Source organism: Bdellovibrio bacteriovorus (assembly GCF_002208115.1).
GTDB lineage: Bacteria > Bdellovibrionota > Bdellovibrionia > Bdellovibrionales > Bdellovibrionaceae > Bdellovibrio > Bdellovibrio bacteriovorus_C.
The window spans coordinates 1552087-1567949 of the sequence record NZ_CP020946.1 but is presented as its reverse complement, the minus strand read 5'-3'; the positions used below and the strand labels follow the sequence as shown (position 1 = coordinate 1567949).

Sequence of the window (15863 nt, the reverse complement as noted above, 5' to 3'; positions counted from 1 at the left end):
CTCCTGATTTTCCTCATTTTGATCAGGAGCCAGGAACAACAACAAACAAATTCAATGACGATTTCAAAGTATTAATTAAGGGACTGTCGCTGCGCAGTCCCTAGTTGAACACCATTTCACAACGAACAACCGCTGCCGGAGTCGCCACTTTTGCAGGAAGGACCTTCGGAGACAAGCCCAGCATGTCTTTCATTTCAATCCACCCAAGCTTCACCAATTCTTTGTGAGAGATCTTGCCCTCAATCGCCAAAGCCTTGTAAACGCGGGCCGGGTTTTTAACGGCCATACTTTTCATCAATGAGCTGATGGACATTTTACTGCCGGCATCGGCCAGCAGCTTATTCACGATCACGATACCTCGATTCAAACTGACAAACTCATAAGGCAGACGAAGTCCCAGATCCATAACCCAGGCCGTCCACATTTCCATCGTCAAAGGCTGCTCATAGCCGTGACGGATATTATGCATTTTTGCCTCGATCATAAACTGCAGACGACTTTGAGTGATCGTGCTTTTTTGTTTGTCAGCGATATTCCAGAAGGCCCGCGCCATGATTTCAGAATTCAACAGCTCCGTACCTGCCCCCAACAACATGACTTGGGTCTGCATGTCACGAGTGATCACCCCACCCATTCCATAATCCAGAATGTTCACAATAATTTTTGGCTCGGTGACCTGGATCATGAAGTTCCCCTGGTGCAGATCGGAATGGTAGAACCCGCCACCAAACATCACTTCCTGGGCCCAGACGCGGGCCATTTGCTCAATGATCACGCGTTTCATTTCCGGAGCAATCTCTTTGTACAGGGCCACTTCTTTATCCAGTTTTTTCCCGATAACAAGCTCCTGCACCATGAATTTGGAGCCTTTTTTGCCGTCGTAGATCTTCGGGACATGGAACTGGATGTCGTTCTTATAATCCGGCGTATTCATGAAAGCCATTTTTTCATAGCGAGTCGCCGCCAGCTTCTGACGGGCAATCGTGTCTTCCTGACTGAGTTCTGCCAAAACGGTGTCCGTAATATCCTGAACCACCGGAGTCAGTTTCGGAGCCCCGGTTTTACGGAACTCGGGGTTTGAATCCAGAATTTCAGCCACATCCATCAGAATGCGCTTGTCTTCTTCAACTCTGTCGGCAATACCCGGTTTGATGAAACGCACAACCACATCACGGCGCTCGCCATCGATGACGACTTTCGCGCGGTGAACCTGAGCCATCGTTCCCACACCCAGTGCTTTTCTTTCAAAATAGGTGAACTTATAGTTGCCATTTTCAGAGCTCAAAAGCTTTTCCACTTGCGACCAAGGCACCGGGCGCACAGAATTCTCAAGACCCCGGAAGACCTCAACCATATCAGGTCCCAGATCCGCCTGCCGAGCCACCACTTGAAGCAACTTTTGCAGTTGCGGTCCGCTGTTTTGAACCATCAGTTCAAACTTTTTCATCTCCGGCATATTCAGATCACTGCCCAGGTAAGAAGACACAATCAGTTTTTTCGAAGCCGGGCTTAAACGACGGAAGTATTCACTGAACATGGTCTGCAGGAAGATCTTCATCGTCGCATCCTGCTGTTGACCCAGCTTGGATTCCGCGATCTTTTCACCCACACGATCCAGTTCTTTCATCTTTTCAGTTAACAGAGCATCACTTTCAGCCAGGACCCAGCCTTCAGCCAGCTTCTGGCCGTCCGGGTTTTGCGCCAAAGCCATCACCTGAGCCGCAAGGGCTTCCATAGGCATCTTTTGCTCAAGCTGATCCTGCGGAACCATGTCTTTCAGTTTTTGCTGCTGCCATTCCAAATAGTTTTCAATCTGCTTCTGAACGCGCGCGCTGTCGGAAGTGTATGTGCGCATGGGTTTCGCCCCACGGGCTTCGATCATTTCCAGATCCAAAGCCACGCTGTGAGTGTTCGGCCACTCACCTTTGTGAAGTTTTAAAAACTCATCAAAGTTGCGGACTTTGACAGTCTCGACTTCAGCTTGATAAACAGCCGAGAAATAGTTTTTGGCTCTTTCAAGAATTTGCTCTTTATTTTCAGCGGTTTCACCCTGCGCCATCAGGGCATAGGTCAGCGCCAGTCTTTCTTCGAAAGAAAGATGAAGGCCCACTTTTTCTGGCGTCACCGCCCAGGCAAAGCGACCGAGGATCAGTATGAATAATATCAAGAACCGCAACTGTCTCAACATGATACACCCTTAAATTAAATAATTCAGGTATCTAGCTGCACAGTTTGGACCCACCGGGCTTGTGCTTTTATGGGATCTGGTATGGTTAAGGAATTGTCAGCGCGCCAGAAGTGTCAGTTCTCTTGTATCAAAATGAGATGTCGCTCTTAAGTTGCTGTAATAAACAGCTTATCCACTTTCTAAAGGTAAACGCTTCTTGAGGTTACCTCTGCTTAAACCGATTAATATTACATGAGTAATTCTGCGCGTTTTATGAGATTTCTTACTCAAAGAGCCCTTTCCATCGTGGGTCACTTGTACTTTGCTGTGGCCTTCACGGGTTGCACTTTGGAAGCCGACATTCTGAATCTGACGATGAAAACAGAATCTGCGCCCTCGGTCGCACTGCATGAATTTGGGGTGTCTGGTATTCTGAAAATCAACGGGTCCAACAAAGTGAACATGAATCCCCGCCTGCTGAACACTCAATCAGACGGTAAAATCATTGTGGGACAATTTTATCATTCAAATTTCTACGACTATACCAAGCCCCTTCTTTTTCGATTAAATACAGACGGTTCGCTGGATCTGACCTACGGGCAAGATGGCTATGTTGACCTTCCCAGCAGCACGCTTTCCGGCATCGTCGACATGAAAACTTCAGATGACGGCACATTCATCCTATTTTCAAATCCCACTCAAAATGGATTCAACGTTCTGAAGCTTTCAACAACAGGACACATCGATACAGGTTTTGGAACCGAGGGCGTATACAATCGCACAGAAACTGGTAACGCCGTTTATGGCCGGAAGATGGCGATCACGGACTCTGGAAAGATTCTGGTTGCTTCCTATCGCATGGACACCCAATACAAAGCCACAACTTTTCTGATAAACACTGACGGAACTCTTGATACCAACCACGGCACGGGAGGCATTCAGGTCTTCTCGAACGCGGCCGGTGCTGAAAACCCGCAGGATATATTATATGTTTCGGACAGCGAAATCTATCTGCTGAACCACGTGCCAACCGCAGACCGAGTGAAACTGCGAAAGTTCAATATCAGCGGTGTTGAAGATGGCGGCTTTACGACCGCCTACCCGTCAACGGCGGCTGTCGACACGGTTCGCTGGATCGGCTTAAAAAAATTAAACAATGATCGCCTTGTTATCTTCGGCAACACGGCCACGGCGGGCGGATCAAATCAACGAGACCAGGGATTGATTGTTGTCTGCAACCTCAACGGAACCCCTGACACCGGCTTCAATTCCACCGGAACACTGATGTTCACTCACGCCACATTAAGTTATGGCGTGCTTGATGTCAGAGGTGTTCTTGACGGAAGTTCAAACAACGACATTCAGATCGCCTATACCGAAACCCAAAGACTGTCCTTTCCCTATGATAATTTAAGAACGTTCAGCAAAGTTCTTCTTTCCCAGTACAACTATAACGGGACGCTGGATGCCTCTCATGGTACGGGTGGCACGATCACCTATAACGGCAGCGACAGCTTTCGCCTGCTGCGTTTTGTAGCGAATGGCGACATCGTCGCCGCGGGCCAGGGCACCACTCTAGAACCGCTTTACTATTCAGCCTTGATCAGAAAGTTTAATACGGCGATGAGTCCGGATCCTGGCTTTGCCAGCGCGGGAAAACACGAATCCATCTTTGCCGCCGCCACCGACAATGGCCAGCCCGATATACAATACAAATTGGACAACAACACCTTTTTGTATGCCGGAAGATTCGAGGCCCGATCCGCAAAAGTCTTCATTGTGAAGACAGACAAATCCGGCGTCATTCAGACTCAATTTGGTGACGACGGCTATATTCGTGATGTTTTTGAGAACGATTATGAAAAAATACTCACCCTGAAACACTTGGCCGACGGCAGTATCATGGTGTGTGGCGAGTCCACGGGAACAAAGTTTTCAGTCGCAAAGTTCCATCCCGATGGCAGCCGGGACTTAAGTTTCGGGGTCAATGGAATTTACACTGAAACAATTAATAACGGCAGCAATGCCTATCCCTGGTTCTGTGCATTTCACGACAATGGCGAGTCCGTGGGAATCCTCAACAACGGTGACAACATTATCACTGCAAAAATTCTGGCGGATGGGACGCGGGACTTGGGATTCGGAGGCACAGGTTTGAATGTGATCACAATCCCTCCGGGCGATGTTTATGATCTGATAACGATGAAGCAGGCGGCCGATGGCCGCACGGTGATAGCAGGTCTTTCCTATGATGGCTCCATGAATGCAGCCCAGTTCCTGCTGATGATTGCTGAGGATGGCTATGTCGATTCCAGCTTCAGTGGAGACGGCTATGTGGAACTGCGCATGGACACCGACTCTGATCACGCCACTATGGGCCTTGAGTTTGCGCCTGACGGCCGGCTTTATACAGTCTTTGACGGCTATGAAATGCCATCGTGGGATGGAATGATCTTCATCAATTGTTATAAACCCGATGGAACGCTGGATACTTCATTCGGTTCTGGAAATGGATATATCAGCACCACCACGGACTTCTGGATCGATACAAATATCTGGGGTGGAGATGCCTTAAGCATTGACTCCCAGGGAAACCTTTATGTTTTCGGTCTTGATTACAGTCAGAACCTCGTCATGAAATCATGGAAAGGTGACGGTTCCGAAAACCAAAGCTTTGGTAACAACAGCGTCCAAACCCTGAACTTCCCCATGAGTCAGTACCGCAGTCTTGACGACGTTCTTTGGGACTCTAACGATAACTCTTTCAAAATATTCGACGGCACGGCCTATCGTCTGAACATGTCCGGAGAACTGTTCTAAAGCGACTATTCAAGCACTTCCAAAGCGTCACCCAGCTTGATCACCCCGGTGTTTTCCGGGATCCACAGTGTGCCGAAAAAGACAGAGCTTCCCTCGCGACGATAGCCCGCCAAAGTCTTCAGCGGGTCAGGGCCCATGGCCACACCCGTGGCCTGATCAATGGTGGTGATCGTACAGCGGGAACAGCGCTTGGGTTGGGAAAAGACCACTTCACCCACGCGGATCTTTTTCCATTTGTCTTCTTCAAATGGCACTTGTCCGGAATAGATGATGTTACCACGGAAGCGGTCCACGCCGACTGGTTCTGCCAATCGCGAGTTCAGCTCTTCCAGACTTTTCGTGTTGATCAGTTGCACTGGGCGTCCGTCTGCAAAACGCACTTCCGGCTTCCACGTTTTGTCTGTGGAAAGCACACGGCGCTGGGAATAGGGCGCATAGCGCACCAAGCGGCAGTTCACCCCCAGATACTGGGACAGCGCCTGGGAATACAGGTCGGGCTCCAAAGCCGCATCAAAGGTGTCATTCCAAACCTGAACCTTCACCTGACGTTTGAATGAATTATTGGTGGAGATTTTAAAGAACATTTTCTGAAAACCAACAGTCAAGGCTGTGTCTTCATAAAACACTTCCACTGTGGCAAGCTTTGGCAACGTTCGCTGAGAAATAAATTTGCCGTTTTCATCAATCAGCATCCACTGACGATCCCCGACCGGACCTTCATGAGTCATGGTCATCTGGTTGATCTTTTGCGCACGCGCGGACTTCAGGGGATAGATGCAAAGCTGTTCAATCTTCATGGCAATATGCTTTCCTTTTGCCGTCCTTATTGCAAGCCATGACTACCCGCCACCAGGCTTGGAGCCAAACTGCCACCTCAAACGTTGGCCCTGCGATTGCAATGCGTCCCTTCGCCACTTGGGAGGGGCAAAAAACATGAAAACCACCATTTTCACACTGATCTTTGGACTGTTTCTTCAATCTACCGCTTTTGCTCAAAGCCAGGACAACCTTGAGCAGCGTATCGCCGAACTCAGAGCCCGCATGGCACAAGCACAAAGCACGGAAGAAATTCTGCAAATCAGCGACGAGCTGATCGCATTGACCGACGAACACCTTGCCAAAACGCCGATCAAACCAACCCCGCGAATCCCGAATGAAGTTCGCACGGTGAAAGCCGACAAATTCGGCGCCAGCCGCCACAGCCTGGATGTCTGGGGTTCATACCGCAAAATCATCATCCGCTGCGTGGAAGGTGAAGTCCGTTTTGAAAACAACCCACGAGTCATCGCTCAAAGCGAAGAGCGCGTGGACCTGGGATATATCTATAAAATGAGATCCGGCGAAACTCTGGAATTTGATCTGGGTCACTACGAATACGACCGCCACTTCGGCCAAAGATATTCAGACACCCTGGACGTGCGCACTCTGATTCTGGATATCGAAAGCCCGAATCTGATCGGCAGCCGCGGCCGCCTGGAAATTGAATTCGTTCGCTAAAAAGAAAAAGGGCCCCGTCTCCGGTGCCCTTTTTCCAATTTCTAATATCTAATCTCTAACGACTATTTTCCTAGAACGTAAGCGAAGATCAGAGGTGCAACGATAGTTGCATCGGATTCAACGATGTAGCTAGGAGTTGTTGGAGACAATTTACCCCAAGTGATTTTCTCGTTCGGGATCGCACCAGAGTACGAACCGTAAGAAGTTGTGGAATCAGAGATCTGAGCGAAGTAGCTCCACAAAGGAATGTCTTCGTGGCCCAAGTCCTGTTCAAGCATCGGAACAACGCAAATTGGGAAGTCACCAGCGATACCACCGCCGATTTGGAAGAAGCCCACAGGAGCTCTTTTGGAAGCGCCCATGTACCACTCTGCCCAGGTTTTCATGTACTCAATACCACCTTTAACAGTGGTGGATTTTTTGATGTCACCTTTGATGATGTGACCAGTGAAGATATTACCCAAAGTGGAATCTTCCCAGCCTGGAACAACCATTGGAAGGTTCTTTTCAGCCGCAGCCAACAACCAGGAATTTTTTGGATCGATCTGGTAGTACTGTTCCAATTTGCCGGAAAGAAGGATTTTGTACATGAATTCGTGCGGGAAGTAAGACTCGCCTTTTTTATCAGCGTCCTGCCAGTATTCAAGAACCACGTTCTCGATACGACGGATGGCTTCTTCCTCAGGGATGCAGGTGTCAGTTACACGGTTCAAGTGTCTTTCCAGAAGCTTTTGTTCGTCAGCCGGAGTCAAGTCACGGTAGTTCGGAATGCGCTCGTAGTGATTGTGCGCTACCAGATTGAATACGTCTTCTTCAAGGTTCGCACCTGTGCAGGAAATCGCATGAACTTTACCCTGGCGGATCATTTCAGCCAAAGAAAGACCCAGTTCTGCTGTAGACATGGCACCTGCCAAAGTCACTAGCATCTGGCCACCGTTATCCATGTGAAGTTTGTAGCCTTTAGCAGCATCTTTCAATGCAGCAGCGTTGAAGTGACGGTAGTGATGATCGATAAACTGAGTAATAGGACCCATGATTTCTCCTGAAAGTTTCTAGCTTTTATCAAGTGGCAAGGAAACTACCAGAAACAAAGGAAAACACAAGTCTAAAAAAGTCAGTCCTTCTGGAGTGTTAACTCACCCCCAGGTTCTAAAAACCCCAATTGAAAAAAACGACACTACTCTGAGGGTTTACGCGCCAACAGTGCTTTGGCAAAAAATCCCTGATCCTTATGCAGCCCCTCAAAACCGGCCGCCAATAGCAGCCCTTCCATCGGATTCTGGGTGTAATTCTTGTAGAACGGCTCGTGGAAATCCACGGGGAACTGCTCCAGCGCCCATTCAAAATCGTGAGTATCTTCAGCTTGCAAAGAATCCACAAGACCGTAACACCCCCCGCCCTTCAGCACCCGGTAACCCTCGCGGATCACCTGCCGGCGGATTTCGTGAGGCAGTTCATGAAACAGGAAGCAGGAATAGACAAAATCAAACTTGGCATCAGAAAACGGCAGATCCTCTGCCGCCCCTTGCACAAAATCCAGGCGGTCAAATTCGTGCAAGTTGTCTTGTGCCTTTTTCAAGTAAGGATAACTTAAATCCAGAACGGTGATCTTGGCCTTCGGATACGCCAGTTTCATAAACCGGGTCAGTCGTCCGGTGCCAGCCCCGACTTCCAGAAAATGCAGGCCAGCCCCATCGCCGGGATGAACCTGCTTGGCCAAAGGAATGATCAGGCGTCTCATGGCATCAGCCGAGCCCGAGAAAAGAATTTCAACCTGATGTTCATAAAGCTCTGCCGATTCCCGGGTCAGATAACCCCCGGTCTGAAAATGGAAGTTTCGCTGATAATACTCCGGAAGGTCCTTCATGAAGTTTTCGGCTTCCGCATCAAAATCGTGGGCGGACTTGTCTTTACGGCGCTTGGCAATGGAATAGCCGTCATAAATGATGCGCGGATAACGCATGAAATGGCGGGTGACGGTTTCAGGCTTCAAAACCTCCACCGGATAAATTCCCTGGGCGATGTTTTCGCTGTCTTTCTTTAGCAGCCGAAAAAGCTCTTTGTAAGCCAGGCGCAGTTTGTGGGGATCCATGGCTTTGTGGGACTTCCGGGCACCCGTCGTCACAAATTCAAAGAACGGCAGCGTCCACTGCTGGGCTGCGAAGCCCGCAGAGCGCGCCAAGGAATACCCAAGAGTGATTTTGTCCTGATAAGGAATCTTGATCTTCATAGACAAGGCCTCCATCCATATTTTACCGCCGGAGTTTGGAAAAACACAAGATTCCGCCGGGCCTGATCCCCGGTGTCACTTTGGTCTGGCACAAAGGTTGTAAGGTCTTTCTTGCCTGTAAATGCTGTCACCATAAAGGAGATGCCTGTGCTTTTTAAAACCGCCACTGTCAGTCTGTTGATGTCATTGTGTTGTTCCATCTCTCTGGCCGCTGATGATTCTAAAGTCAGCCGCAGCCTGGAAGAAATCACTGTTGCCAAAGAGCAAACCCGCTTGGTCATGGGCCAAATTTCCAGCCCAGATCAGAAGGAACGACTGCGCTATGTGAGTGACCGCCTGACTTCCGCTGAAGAACTTCTGCGTCAGGCCCTGGGTGGTGGCGGATCTTCTCCTCCGCCGCCGTCTTACGGATCCGTGGAACTGTTCCGCTCCGACTCCTGCTCGGGCAGCCTGATTGGCACCGTGAGTGCGGCTTCCAGCTGCGAAAGATTCTCTTCTGCTGGCGACACCTGGGCTGTTCGCATCAAGGGGCAGTGCCTGAACATCCCGGACATTTCCACCGTAAAAGCGTGCGAATCCTTTAAGGGTGGAGCCGATCCGCGCGCCGTCACGATCTTCACCTCGGACTCGTGTTCCGGCAATGCGATCGCCGCTATCAGCGCCCCTTCCCGATGCGAGAACTTTGATAGCACGGGCTCCAGCGCCTGGGCTGTCAAAATCGATGGCAAGTGCCAGAACATCAGCGACACCGCACCAGCCAAAGCCTGCGCCGCCTTCAAAGGCGCCAGCACACCGGGCGCTGTAAAAATCTTCAATTCTGATTCCTGCTCTGGGAATATGGTGGCTGCGGTGGACTACTCCACCAATTGCGAACTCCTGAGAGGCCTGCCCTCTGCCTGGGGAATTGAGGTCAATGGCCGCTGTGAAAACATCAGCGACCTGGATATCGTATCTGCCTGCGAACGATACAGACACTCACAGGTGTATGCAAGCCCGGCAATCTGATCGTCATTCTGGGATCCTACGGAATCGCGCAAAAATCATCCGTATTCTGTCCCGAGACCGGCATCTGGTCCATCGACCTCGACATGAGCAACCTCGCGGGCTACAGCTCCAGTGACTCCATGCAACCGATCACCGCGGGCACCCGAGGGACCTCCAATGTTTCCGTCGGCATTCGCTTCACATATTCTCCGACGACCATTCCTGCTGCCGGCGCGGGCTCCAGCATCAGCAGTCAAAATGGCAAAAGTTTTCTATTTTTGTATGTTGGCGGCACTATCAGCACCGGAGGATTTTCCCAAGTCATCTCGCACATCGGGCTGACGCAGAAAGCACAATATCAATATCGCGTGGAAATCTGGCGACACCGTGAAGGTGACGCCATTTGATTCTTCCGGGGACAAATCCAGTATCAACATCTCAATACCAAATCCGGCCGGCGTCGGTATTTAACAGTTTTGAGAATTAATTTTGAACGGAAGCGGCGGCGGTTGCAGCGGCCGCTTTTCTTTTGGCTTTACCTTCTTTGTACCAGTGCCAGAACGTCGCACCCAAAAAACCAAAGCTGAAGAGAATAATAAGAGTTATCAGGATGAACCAGGCAAGAACGATCATGCTTTTGCCTCGGCCCAAACTTGAGCGTGGATTTCATTTACAATGTGAGAAGCCATGGCCAAACCAAAAGCTCCCGTCACATAACTTGCAGTTCCCCAGATCACGTTACGGCTGTCACAATTGTGCAGATCGTTTTGACCTTTAGGGCATACACATTTGAAACCCTGGCCGTTGTCGTATTTCAATTCCACCGGTTGAATCGGAGTTTCATCCGAGAAGATGCAAGGAATACCGAAATTCTTTTCCGGGAAATCATATTTCTGGCGCAACATTTTGCGAACTTGCGCCGCCATTGGATCAACATATGTGTCAGCCAGATCCGCTTTTTTGATACGAAGCGGATCCATCTTCGCCGCGGAACCACCAGAAGTGATGACTTTGATACCACGCTCGCGGCAGGTCGCCAGCAAGTGGGTTTTTGCCGTCAGGTTGTCGATGGCGTCCACGATATAGTCCGGCTTATGGGACAACATCATTTCAGAGTTTTCAGCGTTGTAGAATTCCGGGATCACAGTGACCGTGTTCTGCGGATTGATTTTGCGCAGACGCTCGCCCATCACTTCGGCTTTCTTTTTCCCCACAAGGCCCTGCAAAGCATGCAACTGGCGGTTGGCGTTGGTGATGCAGATTTCATCGAAATCAATGACCGTCAGTTTGCCCACACCGGAGCGAGCCAGGGATTCCGCAGCCCAAGAGCCCACGCCGCCCAAACCAATCACCATCACATGAGTGTTGAAAAGGCGTTTCATCACCTCGTCACCCACCAAACGACCCATACGATCGAAACGGCGGTGCAAAACGTACTCGGTTTCCTGAGGTTGAGGCAAATTAGGTGATTGTGTGGTTTCCATTAATTTCTCCAAGCTACTTCAGCTACGGGCCGCAGGCCCTGCGCTCTGTGGGCCTATGCCCAGTCTCCGAAAGTTTGCAGTAGTGATATCTAATATTTCCAGAGGATCAAGTGATTTTAGCTCCCCTATAGTTCTTGCCACCTCCCAGATGCTTTCTGGGGGATTTAAGCGGCCTTTATAGGCAGGAGGCCCCTGATCCGGGCTGTCACTTTCAATTAAAAGCTGTTCCAGGGGAATTTCACGCACCGCCTGATGCAGCTTCTGATTGTCCGGGCGACACACCGGGCCTCCAATGGACAGCATAAGGCCCCTTTGCAGGAAATCCTGCGCCTTATAAGCACTGCCGTTGAACGAGTGTACCATGCCTTTTTGCTTTGGCAGCCCCCACACGTCCATGATCTTAAGACTTTCCTCGTGGGCCTGCACCAGATGCAACACCAGAGGCTTCCCCGTGATATGCCCCAGTTCCAACTGTTGCTCAAATACGCCAATCTGGCGTTCCATCGAATCTTTCATGATATGCGGGCGAAAATCCAAACCCAGCTCCCCCAAACCATCGGCTTCAGGCAGCGCCTGCGCCAGCAGATCCAGAGCCTGCTCACATTCATCGTCATCGTGGGCCGCCACCCAGTACGGGTGCAGGCCAAAACAAAGACCGATATGACTGGGGTAGCGCGCTTTGATTTCGCGCTGACGCTGCCAATCTTCAGGATCTACGCCCCCTTGCATGAAGAAGGCGATGCCCTTTGAGCGGGCCTCATCGATAATAGTGTCCACCTGCCCCTGCCATCGCAGGTCCGCAAGGTGTCCGTGAGCATCGATCCAATAGCCAAATCCAACCATAGGTCTAGGTTATATCCTGAAAACCCGGACTCGAACAAGGCCGCAGTTCAACCGATAACAACAGACATGTAGGAGTATGTATGAAGCATAAAAGCTTGCGTTTGGGTTTTGATGTCACCATGGAAAAGGGTTCCACTTGGAAACCCGTCAAGGTTCAATTCTGGAATCAACCTTCCGCTTACGACAAATTCAAAGCCTCTGAGCCGTTCAAGTACATGTCTGACGCCTTGGTAGGATTGTCTCTGGTCAAACTGAATCATTACATTAAAAGCCCGGTGGCAACTCCTCACCTGGATTATAATTTTGCGAGCGAAGCCTGGAAGGCATTGGATCCCCACACCGAACTTTATGAACGCTCTTTGCCACGCGTGCGTGCACTGCAGTCCCACATCGCGGTTGTGAATCCGGATCTGTGCGCCGAATTTGAATCTCACTTCAACGAACACTTTGAAACGGCGTTGAAACCGTGGGGTGTGGATCTGACGGCTTTGTGGCCGCTTCTGGACAGCTTCAGTTGGTTTGAAAACAAAATGGGTCAGCCGTTGATGTACAACTTCGGTCTGAACTTCTCTAAACCGTTTGTCGACAAGCTTCAGTACCTTTATTCATTCCTGTACAACCTCAGAAGCCTGGTGGCTGTGGATCACAACGCTCATGTTGAAGACCCGTCCCATGAAGGTGTTAAAGTGGACGCTATCACCGATTATCTGCCGCGCGCCGAATATGTGGTGAATGATGCTTTGTTGTACTGGAACTTCAAAAAGTTCTCTCAACCGTTTGCGGGTCCGAAAACTCCTGACAGCCGCGTGGAAAAACTGCTGGTGAATCCTATGGAAAAAGCCTTCCATAAATATTCCCACAACGCCTGCCACCTGGTGGACAACCTGCCGAAAAACTTCATCGAATCATTGAGCCCGATGGAGCTGGAAGAGGCCTTTTATCTGGTTCAGATGGACTGGCTGCTGGGTTCCCCTGCTGGTTTGCTGTTCAAAATCCGTGAAGAGATCTTTGCCCTGCAAAGCGGCTATGAGAAAATCTTCTGGAAGGATGTGGAGCCGAAATTCCACTCTAAACCAGTCAGCCTGCACCTGTGCTGTGAAGTGACACCGGAAGCGGTTTTCGGCAGCAACGCCGCATAATCTGTTTGTTTGATTTAAAACTAAAAAGCCCAGCTTCGAGCTGGGCTTTTCTTTTTAGCGACTGGCTGCGCGAGCCGACCAGCGTTGATGAATTTTCTTGGCTACAAAATAAACAACCAACAATCCGATGATTCCAAACAGAACCAGCTTGAACTGACGCAGGTACTTCAGGATCGGCTCCCCGTAATGCGCCAACAGGTAAATCTGCGTCGGCACGCTGATCAGAGCGGCGATACCGTCGATCACCAGGAACTTCCAGACTGGGTATCTCAGCATTCCGCAAGCCAAGTGACCTGGGAAACGCAAACCTGGAGTGAAACGGAAGATACCGCAGGCATAAGCGCCGTACTTGTGTGTCCACTCTTCCACACGTTTCATCATGTGCTCTGGGAAGAACTTGTGAACTCTGGGATGGTAAAGAAGCTTTCGTCCAAACACCCGTCCTATCACATAGATCAGGGTGTCACTGGCCACGACGGCCGTAAAGGCTATGATGGCAGCGGTATGAACGTTGACGACAGGGGCGCCCTCGTACGGGGGCGGGAAATGCGCTGGGTGGGCGCCCATAAAGGCCAAGATACCCACACTAATAAGAGTGACTTCTTCCGGCAGCGGAAAACCAACGGCAGATAATGCCATCATCGCGATCAAACCGGCGTAAACCATCCCCGGCTGATACGCAAACTGAGACATCCATTGAAATATTGGCTCGTTAGCAAACTCCAAACTGCAATCTCTCCTTGAGGACCTTACTATGGATGAAACTGTCTCACTTGAACACCCTTGCTACACCGTGCTATGAGTGTTTCTAACAGAAGATTGAAGTATGCAGAGTGCCAGAGGATTTGAATACGGAGTTAGACATATATTAAGCCCCCAGGCTGGAGGGCTTTGTGATGTATTATTAGGCAATCTGGAACTTGATCGCATGCAAATCGAGTTTCTTCTGCATCTGGGTGCCATTTACCACAATCATCAGCGCACGACAGAAAATTCCTCGGTTTCCGTCGGCGATTACATCAGGGTCCATACTAAACCCCGTCGATTCACCGCCAACGACGGACACTGGAGATCGCGTATCGTCTTTGAAAACGAACACTTTGTGGTGGCCAACAAAATTTCGGGCCTGCCCGTTCATGCCAGCGTTGATAATCTGCATGAGAATCTGCAGTCGTATCTGCAGCAGACTATAAATCAACCCGTCTATGTGACTCACCGTCTGGATGTGCCCACACGAGGATTGATCGTCTATGCCAAGAGACCCGAATTTCAGACCGAGTTCAATAAACTGCTGATCGCACGCGAGATGCAAAAGATCTATCGCGCCCGCGTGCAAGGCCAGGGTCTTTCCACCGGATTGTTGCAGCATTATATGGAGCCGTCCCCGCGCGCCCCGAAAGTGGTCAGCAAAGAACAGCAGCCCAAGTGGCAGGAATGCCTTCTTGAGATTCTTGAGTTTTCAAAGCTAGAAAACGAAATGAGTGAAGTGCGCATCAAACTTCACACCGGTCGCACGCATCAGATTCGCGCGCAGCTTTCAGCAGAAGGTCATCCGATTGTGGGTGATGTGGCTTATGGAGCGTTGAAAGTCTGGGAAGAGGAAAGAATCGAACTTGAAGCCTGTGAGCTGGCGTTTACAAACCCGCTCACAGGTGAAAATCACGAATTTAAAATCTAGAACAAGAAGGCGTTGGTCATTACGAAGTACTGGGTGTTCTCTGGCTGACCGAAAGCGATGTCTTTACCGCGGTAAGAATTAAGAACCGTTGTATTCGTCGCACCCACCAGGAAGTTCACACCACGAACCGGACGAATACCAAGGCTGATTTGATAGAACGCTTTGGTCACGTGACGTGGCTCGATGCCTTCGATTGTGGAAGAGTGGTACCAGTCTTCTTCAATACCGATGCGTGGTTTGAAAGAGAAGTACTTGTTGATATCAGCAACCACTTCAAGGAAGTGCTCCAGGGAAGCCTGTTTGTTGGCCTGACGAGGATCGGAAACATAGTTCCCGTCATCAAACTGAGGCATGTCATAGTTGAAGCTCGCCGTGCGGCTCTGCCAGTAGTAATCAGGTTTGATACCGTAAGAGATGGAAGAGAATCGTCCGATGGAATATTCCAGATAAAGCTCTGCGCGGAACTTTGCGATCAGACCGGAGTCTTGAGAGAACTTGCTTGTTGGAAGATATACTTTGGCATTACCGGAAAGATCCACATCACCGATATAACCCAGGTCGTACATGGAATAAACCGCGTGCACGTCAGACAGTTGGGTTTCCGATTGAACCTGATCACCGTATTCATTCTGACCGGCCGTATTGAAGATGAAAGGAACACGCAAAGAGAACTTTTCATCCGCATTCACTTTGTAGTTCATGCTGATGTAAGTGTAGGAATCCTGGGAGCGGCCGTCCGTCTGTTTCTTGCCTGGCTTCATGTTGGCTTGGGAAACCACGTTGAACAACGTGAAGTTCCAGTTTCTGCGCAGGGAATCACCTACGGACATCACCATGCTTTCTTCACGCTCTTGAGCTTGAGCGAAAGGGGCAAGACAGGAGAAAACAAGAGAAAGTGCCAGGGCCTTTTTAAACATGGAAGCTCCTTAAGGGATCAAATTCGCTGGAAATATGCCATAGTGCGCCACGTTACACAATAGCGAATATTTAGACAGTATGAGTCTCAATAAATTCCTAAAAC

Annotated in this window: 15 protein-coding genes; 6 read left to right on the top strand and 9 right to left on the bottom strand. The window is 49.9% G+C overall.

Annotation, left to right across the window (positions count from 1 at the left end; genetic code table 11):
• Window positions 1-100: 100 nt before the first annotated feature.
• Window positions 101-2188: an AarF/ABC1/UbiB kinase family protein gene (locus tag B9G79_RS07495; protein ID WP_232469257.1), complete on the bottom strand. Its 2088-nt coding sequence runs from the start codon at window positions 2186-2188 to the stop codon at window positions 101-103.
• A 252-nt stretch (window positions 2189-2440) separates the two neighbouring features.
• On the opposite strand from B9G79_RS07495, the gene B9G79_RS07490 reads away from it, so the two are divergent.
• Window positions 2441-4987, top strand: coding sequence for a hypothetical protein (locus B9G79_RS07490; RefSeq protein WP_198298058.1), 2547 nt, complete (start codon window positions 2441-2443; stop codon window positions 4985-4987).
• Between the two features lie 5 nt (window positions 4988-4992).
• Here B9G79_RS07490 and B9G79_RS07485 read toward each other — a convergent pair whose 3' ends face one another.
• Window positions 4993-5784: an MOSC domain-containing protein gene (locus B9G79_RS07485; protein WP_088564965.1), complete on the bottom strand. Its 792-nt coding sequence runs from the start codon at window positions 5782-5784 to the stop codon at window positions 4993-4995.
• A 136-nt stretch (window positions 5785-5920) separates the two neighbouring features.
• Here B9G79_RS07485 and B9G79_RS07480 point away from each other — a divergent pair, with 136 nt between their 5' ends.
• The gene (locus tag B9G79_RS07480) at window positions 5921-6484 is read left to right on the top strand and encodes a hypothetical protein (RefSeq protein ID WP_088564964.1); all 564 of its coding nucleotides are present in this window, start codon (window positions 5921-5923) and stop codon (window positions 6482-6484) included.
• Between the two features lie 62 nt (window positions 6485-6546).
• Here B9G79_RS07480 and B9G79_RS07475 read toward each other — a convergent pair whose 3' ends face one another.
• Window positions 6547-7518: a deoxyhypusine synthase family protein gene (locus tag B9G79_RS07475; protein WP_088564963.1), complete on the bottom strand. Its 972-nt coding sequence runs from the start codon at window positions 7516-7518 to the stop codon at window positions 6547-6549.
• A 143-nt stretch (window positions 7519-7661) separates the two neighbouring features.
• A complete protein-coding gene (locus B9G79_RS07470; protein WP_232469256.1) occupies window positions 7662-8714 on the bottom strand; it encodes a class I SAM-dependent methyltransferase in 1053 nt (350 codons plus the stop codon).
• A gap of 141 nt (window positions 8715-8855) precedes the next feature.
• Here B9G79_RS07470 and B9G79_RS07465 point away from each other — a divergent pair, with 141 nt between their 5' ends.
• Both B9G79_RS07465 and B9G79_RS18200 read left to right on the top strand, forming a co-directional pair.
• A complete protein-coding gene (locus B9G79_RS07465) occupies window positions 8856-9719 on the top strand; it encodes a hypothetical protein (protein ID WP_088564961.1) in 864 nt (287 codons plus the stop codon).
• 83 nt (window positions 9720-9802) lie between these two features.
• Window positions 9803-10105 (top strand): hypothetical protein, encoded by a 303-nt coding sequence (locus tag B9G79_RS18200; RefSeq protein ID WP_198298057.1) that lies wholly within the window; start codon window positions 9803-9805, stop codon window positions 10103-10105.
• Window positions 10106-10181: 76 nt separating this feature from the next.
• Here B9G79_RS18200 and B9G79_RS18195 read toward each other — a convergent pair whose 3' ends face one another.
• Genes B9G79_RS18195 through B9G79_RS07450 form a run of 3 tightly spaced genes read right to left on the bottom strand, consistent with a single transcriptional unit; the run spans window position 10182 to window position 12025 of the window.
• Entirely contained in the window at window positions 10182-10331 is a 150-nt protein-coding gene (locus B9G79_RS18195) for a hypothetical protein (protein WP_198298056.1), read from the bottom strand.
• Entirely contained in the window at window positions 10328-11182 is an 855-nt protein-coding gene (locus B9G79_RS07455; RefSeq protein WP_088564960.1) for a tRNA threonylcarbamoyladenosine dehydratase, read from the bottom strand. Before B9G79_RS07455 ends, B9G79_RS18195 begins: the two co-directional genes overlap by 4 nt.
• 18 nt (window positions 11183-11200) lie before the next feature.
• Window positions 11201-12025, bottom strand: a complete 825-nt coding sequence (locus B9G79_RS07450) for a TatD family hydrolase (protein ID WP_088564959.1) — start codon at window positions 12023-12025, stop codon at window positions 11201-11203.
• Window positions 12026-12105: 80 nt separating this feature from the next.
• Here B9G79_RS07450 and B9G79_RS07445 point away from each other — a divergent pair, with 80 nt between their 5' ends.
• Window positions 12106-13164 carry a hypothetical protein gene (locus B9G79_RS07445; RefSeq protein ID WP_088564958.1) on the top strand — a complete coding sequence of 353 codons (1059 nt, stop codon included), beginning with the start codon at window positions 12106-12108 and terminating at the stop codon, window positions 13162-13164.
• Between the two features lie 54 nt (window positions 13165-13218).
• On the opposite strand, the gene B9G79_RS07440 is transcribed toward B9G79_RS07445, so the two are convergent.
• A complete protein-coding gene (locus B9G79_RS07440; protein ID WP_088564957.1) occupies window positions 13219-13857 on the bottom strand; it encodes a DedA family protein in 639 nt (212 codons plus the stop codon).
• 235 nt (window positions 13858-14092) lie between these two features.
• On the opposite strand from B9G79_RS07440, the gene B9G79_RS07435 reads away from it, so the two are divergent.
• Window positions 14093-14842 (top strand): RluA family pseudouridine synthase, encoded by a 750-nt coding sequence (locus tag B9G79_RS07435; RefSeq protein ID WP_232469255.1) that lies wholly within the window; start codon window positions 14093-14095, stop codon window positions 14840-14842.
• On the opposite strand, the gene B9G79_RS07430 is transcribed toward B9G79_RS07435, so the two are convergent.
• On the bottom strand, window positions 14839-15759 hold the full coding sequence (locus tag B9G79_RS07430; protein ID WP_088564955.1) for a hypothetical protein: 921 nt from the start codon (window positions 15757-15759) through the stop codon (window positions 14839-14841). The two genes, B9G79_RS07435 and B9G79_RS07430, sit on opposite strands and share 4 nt — an antisense overlap.
• Between the last annotated feature and the right edge of the window lie 104 nt (window positions 15760-15863).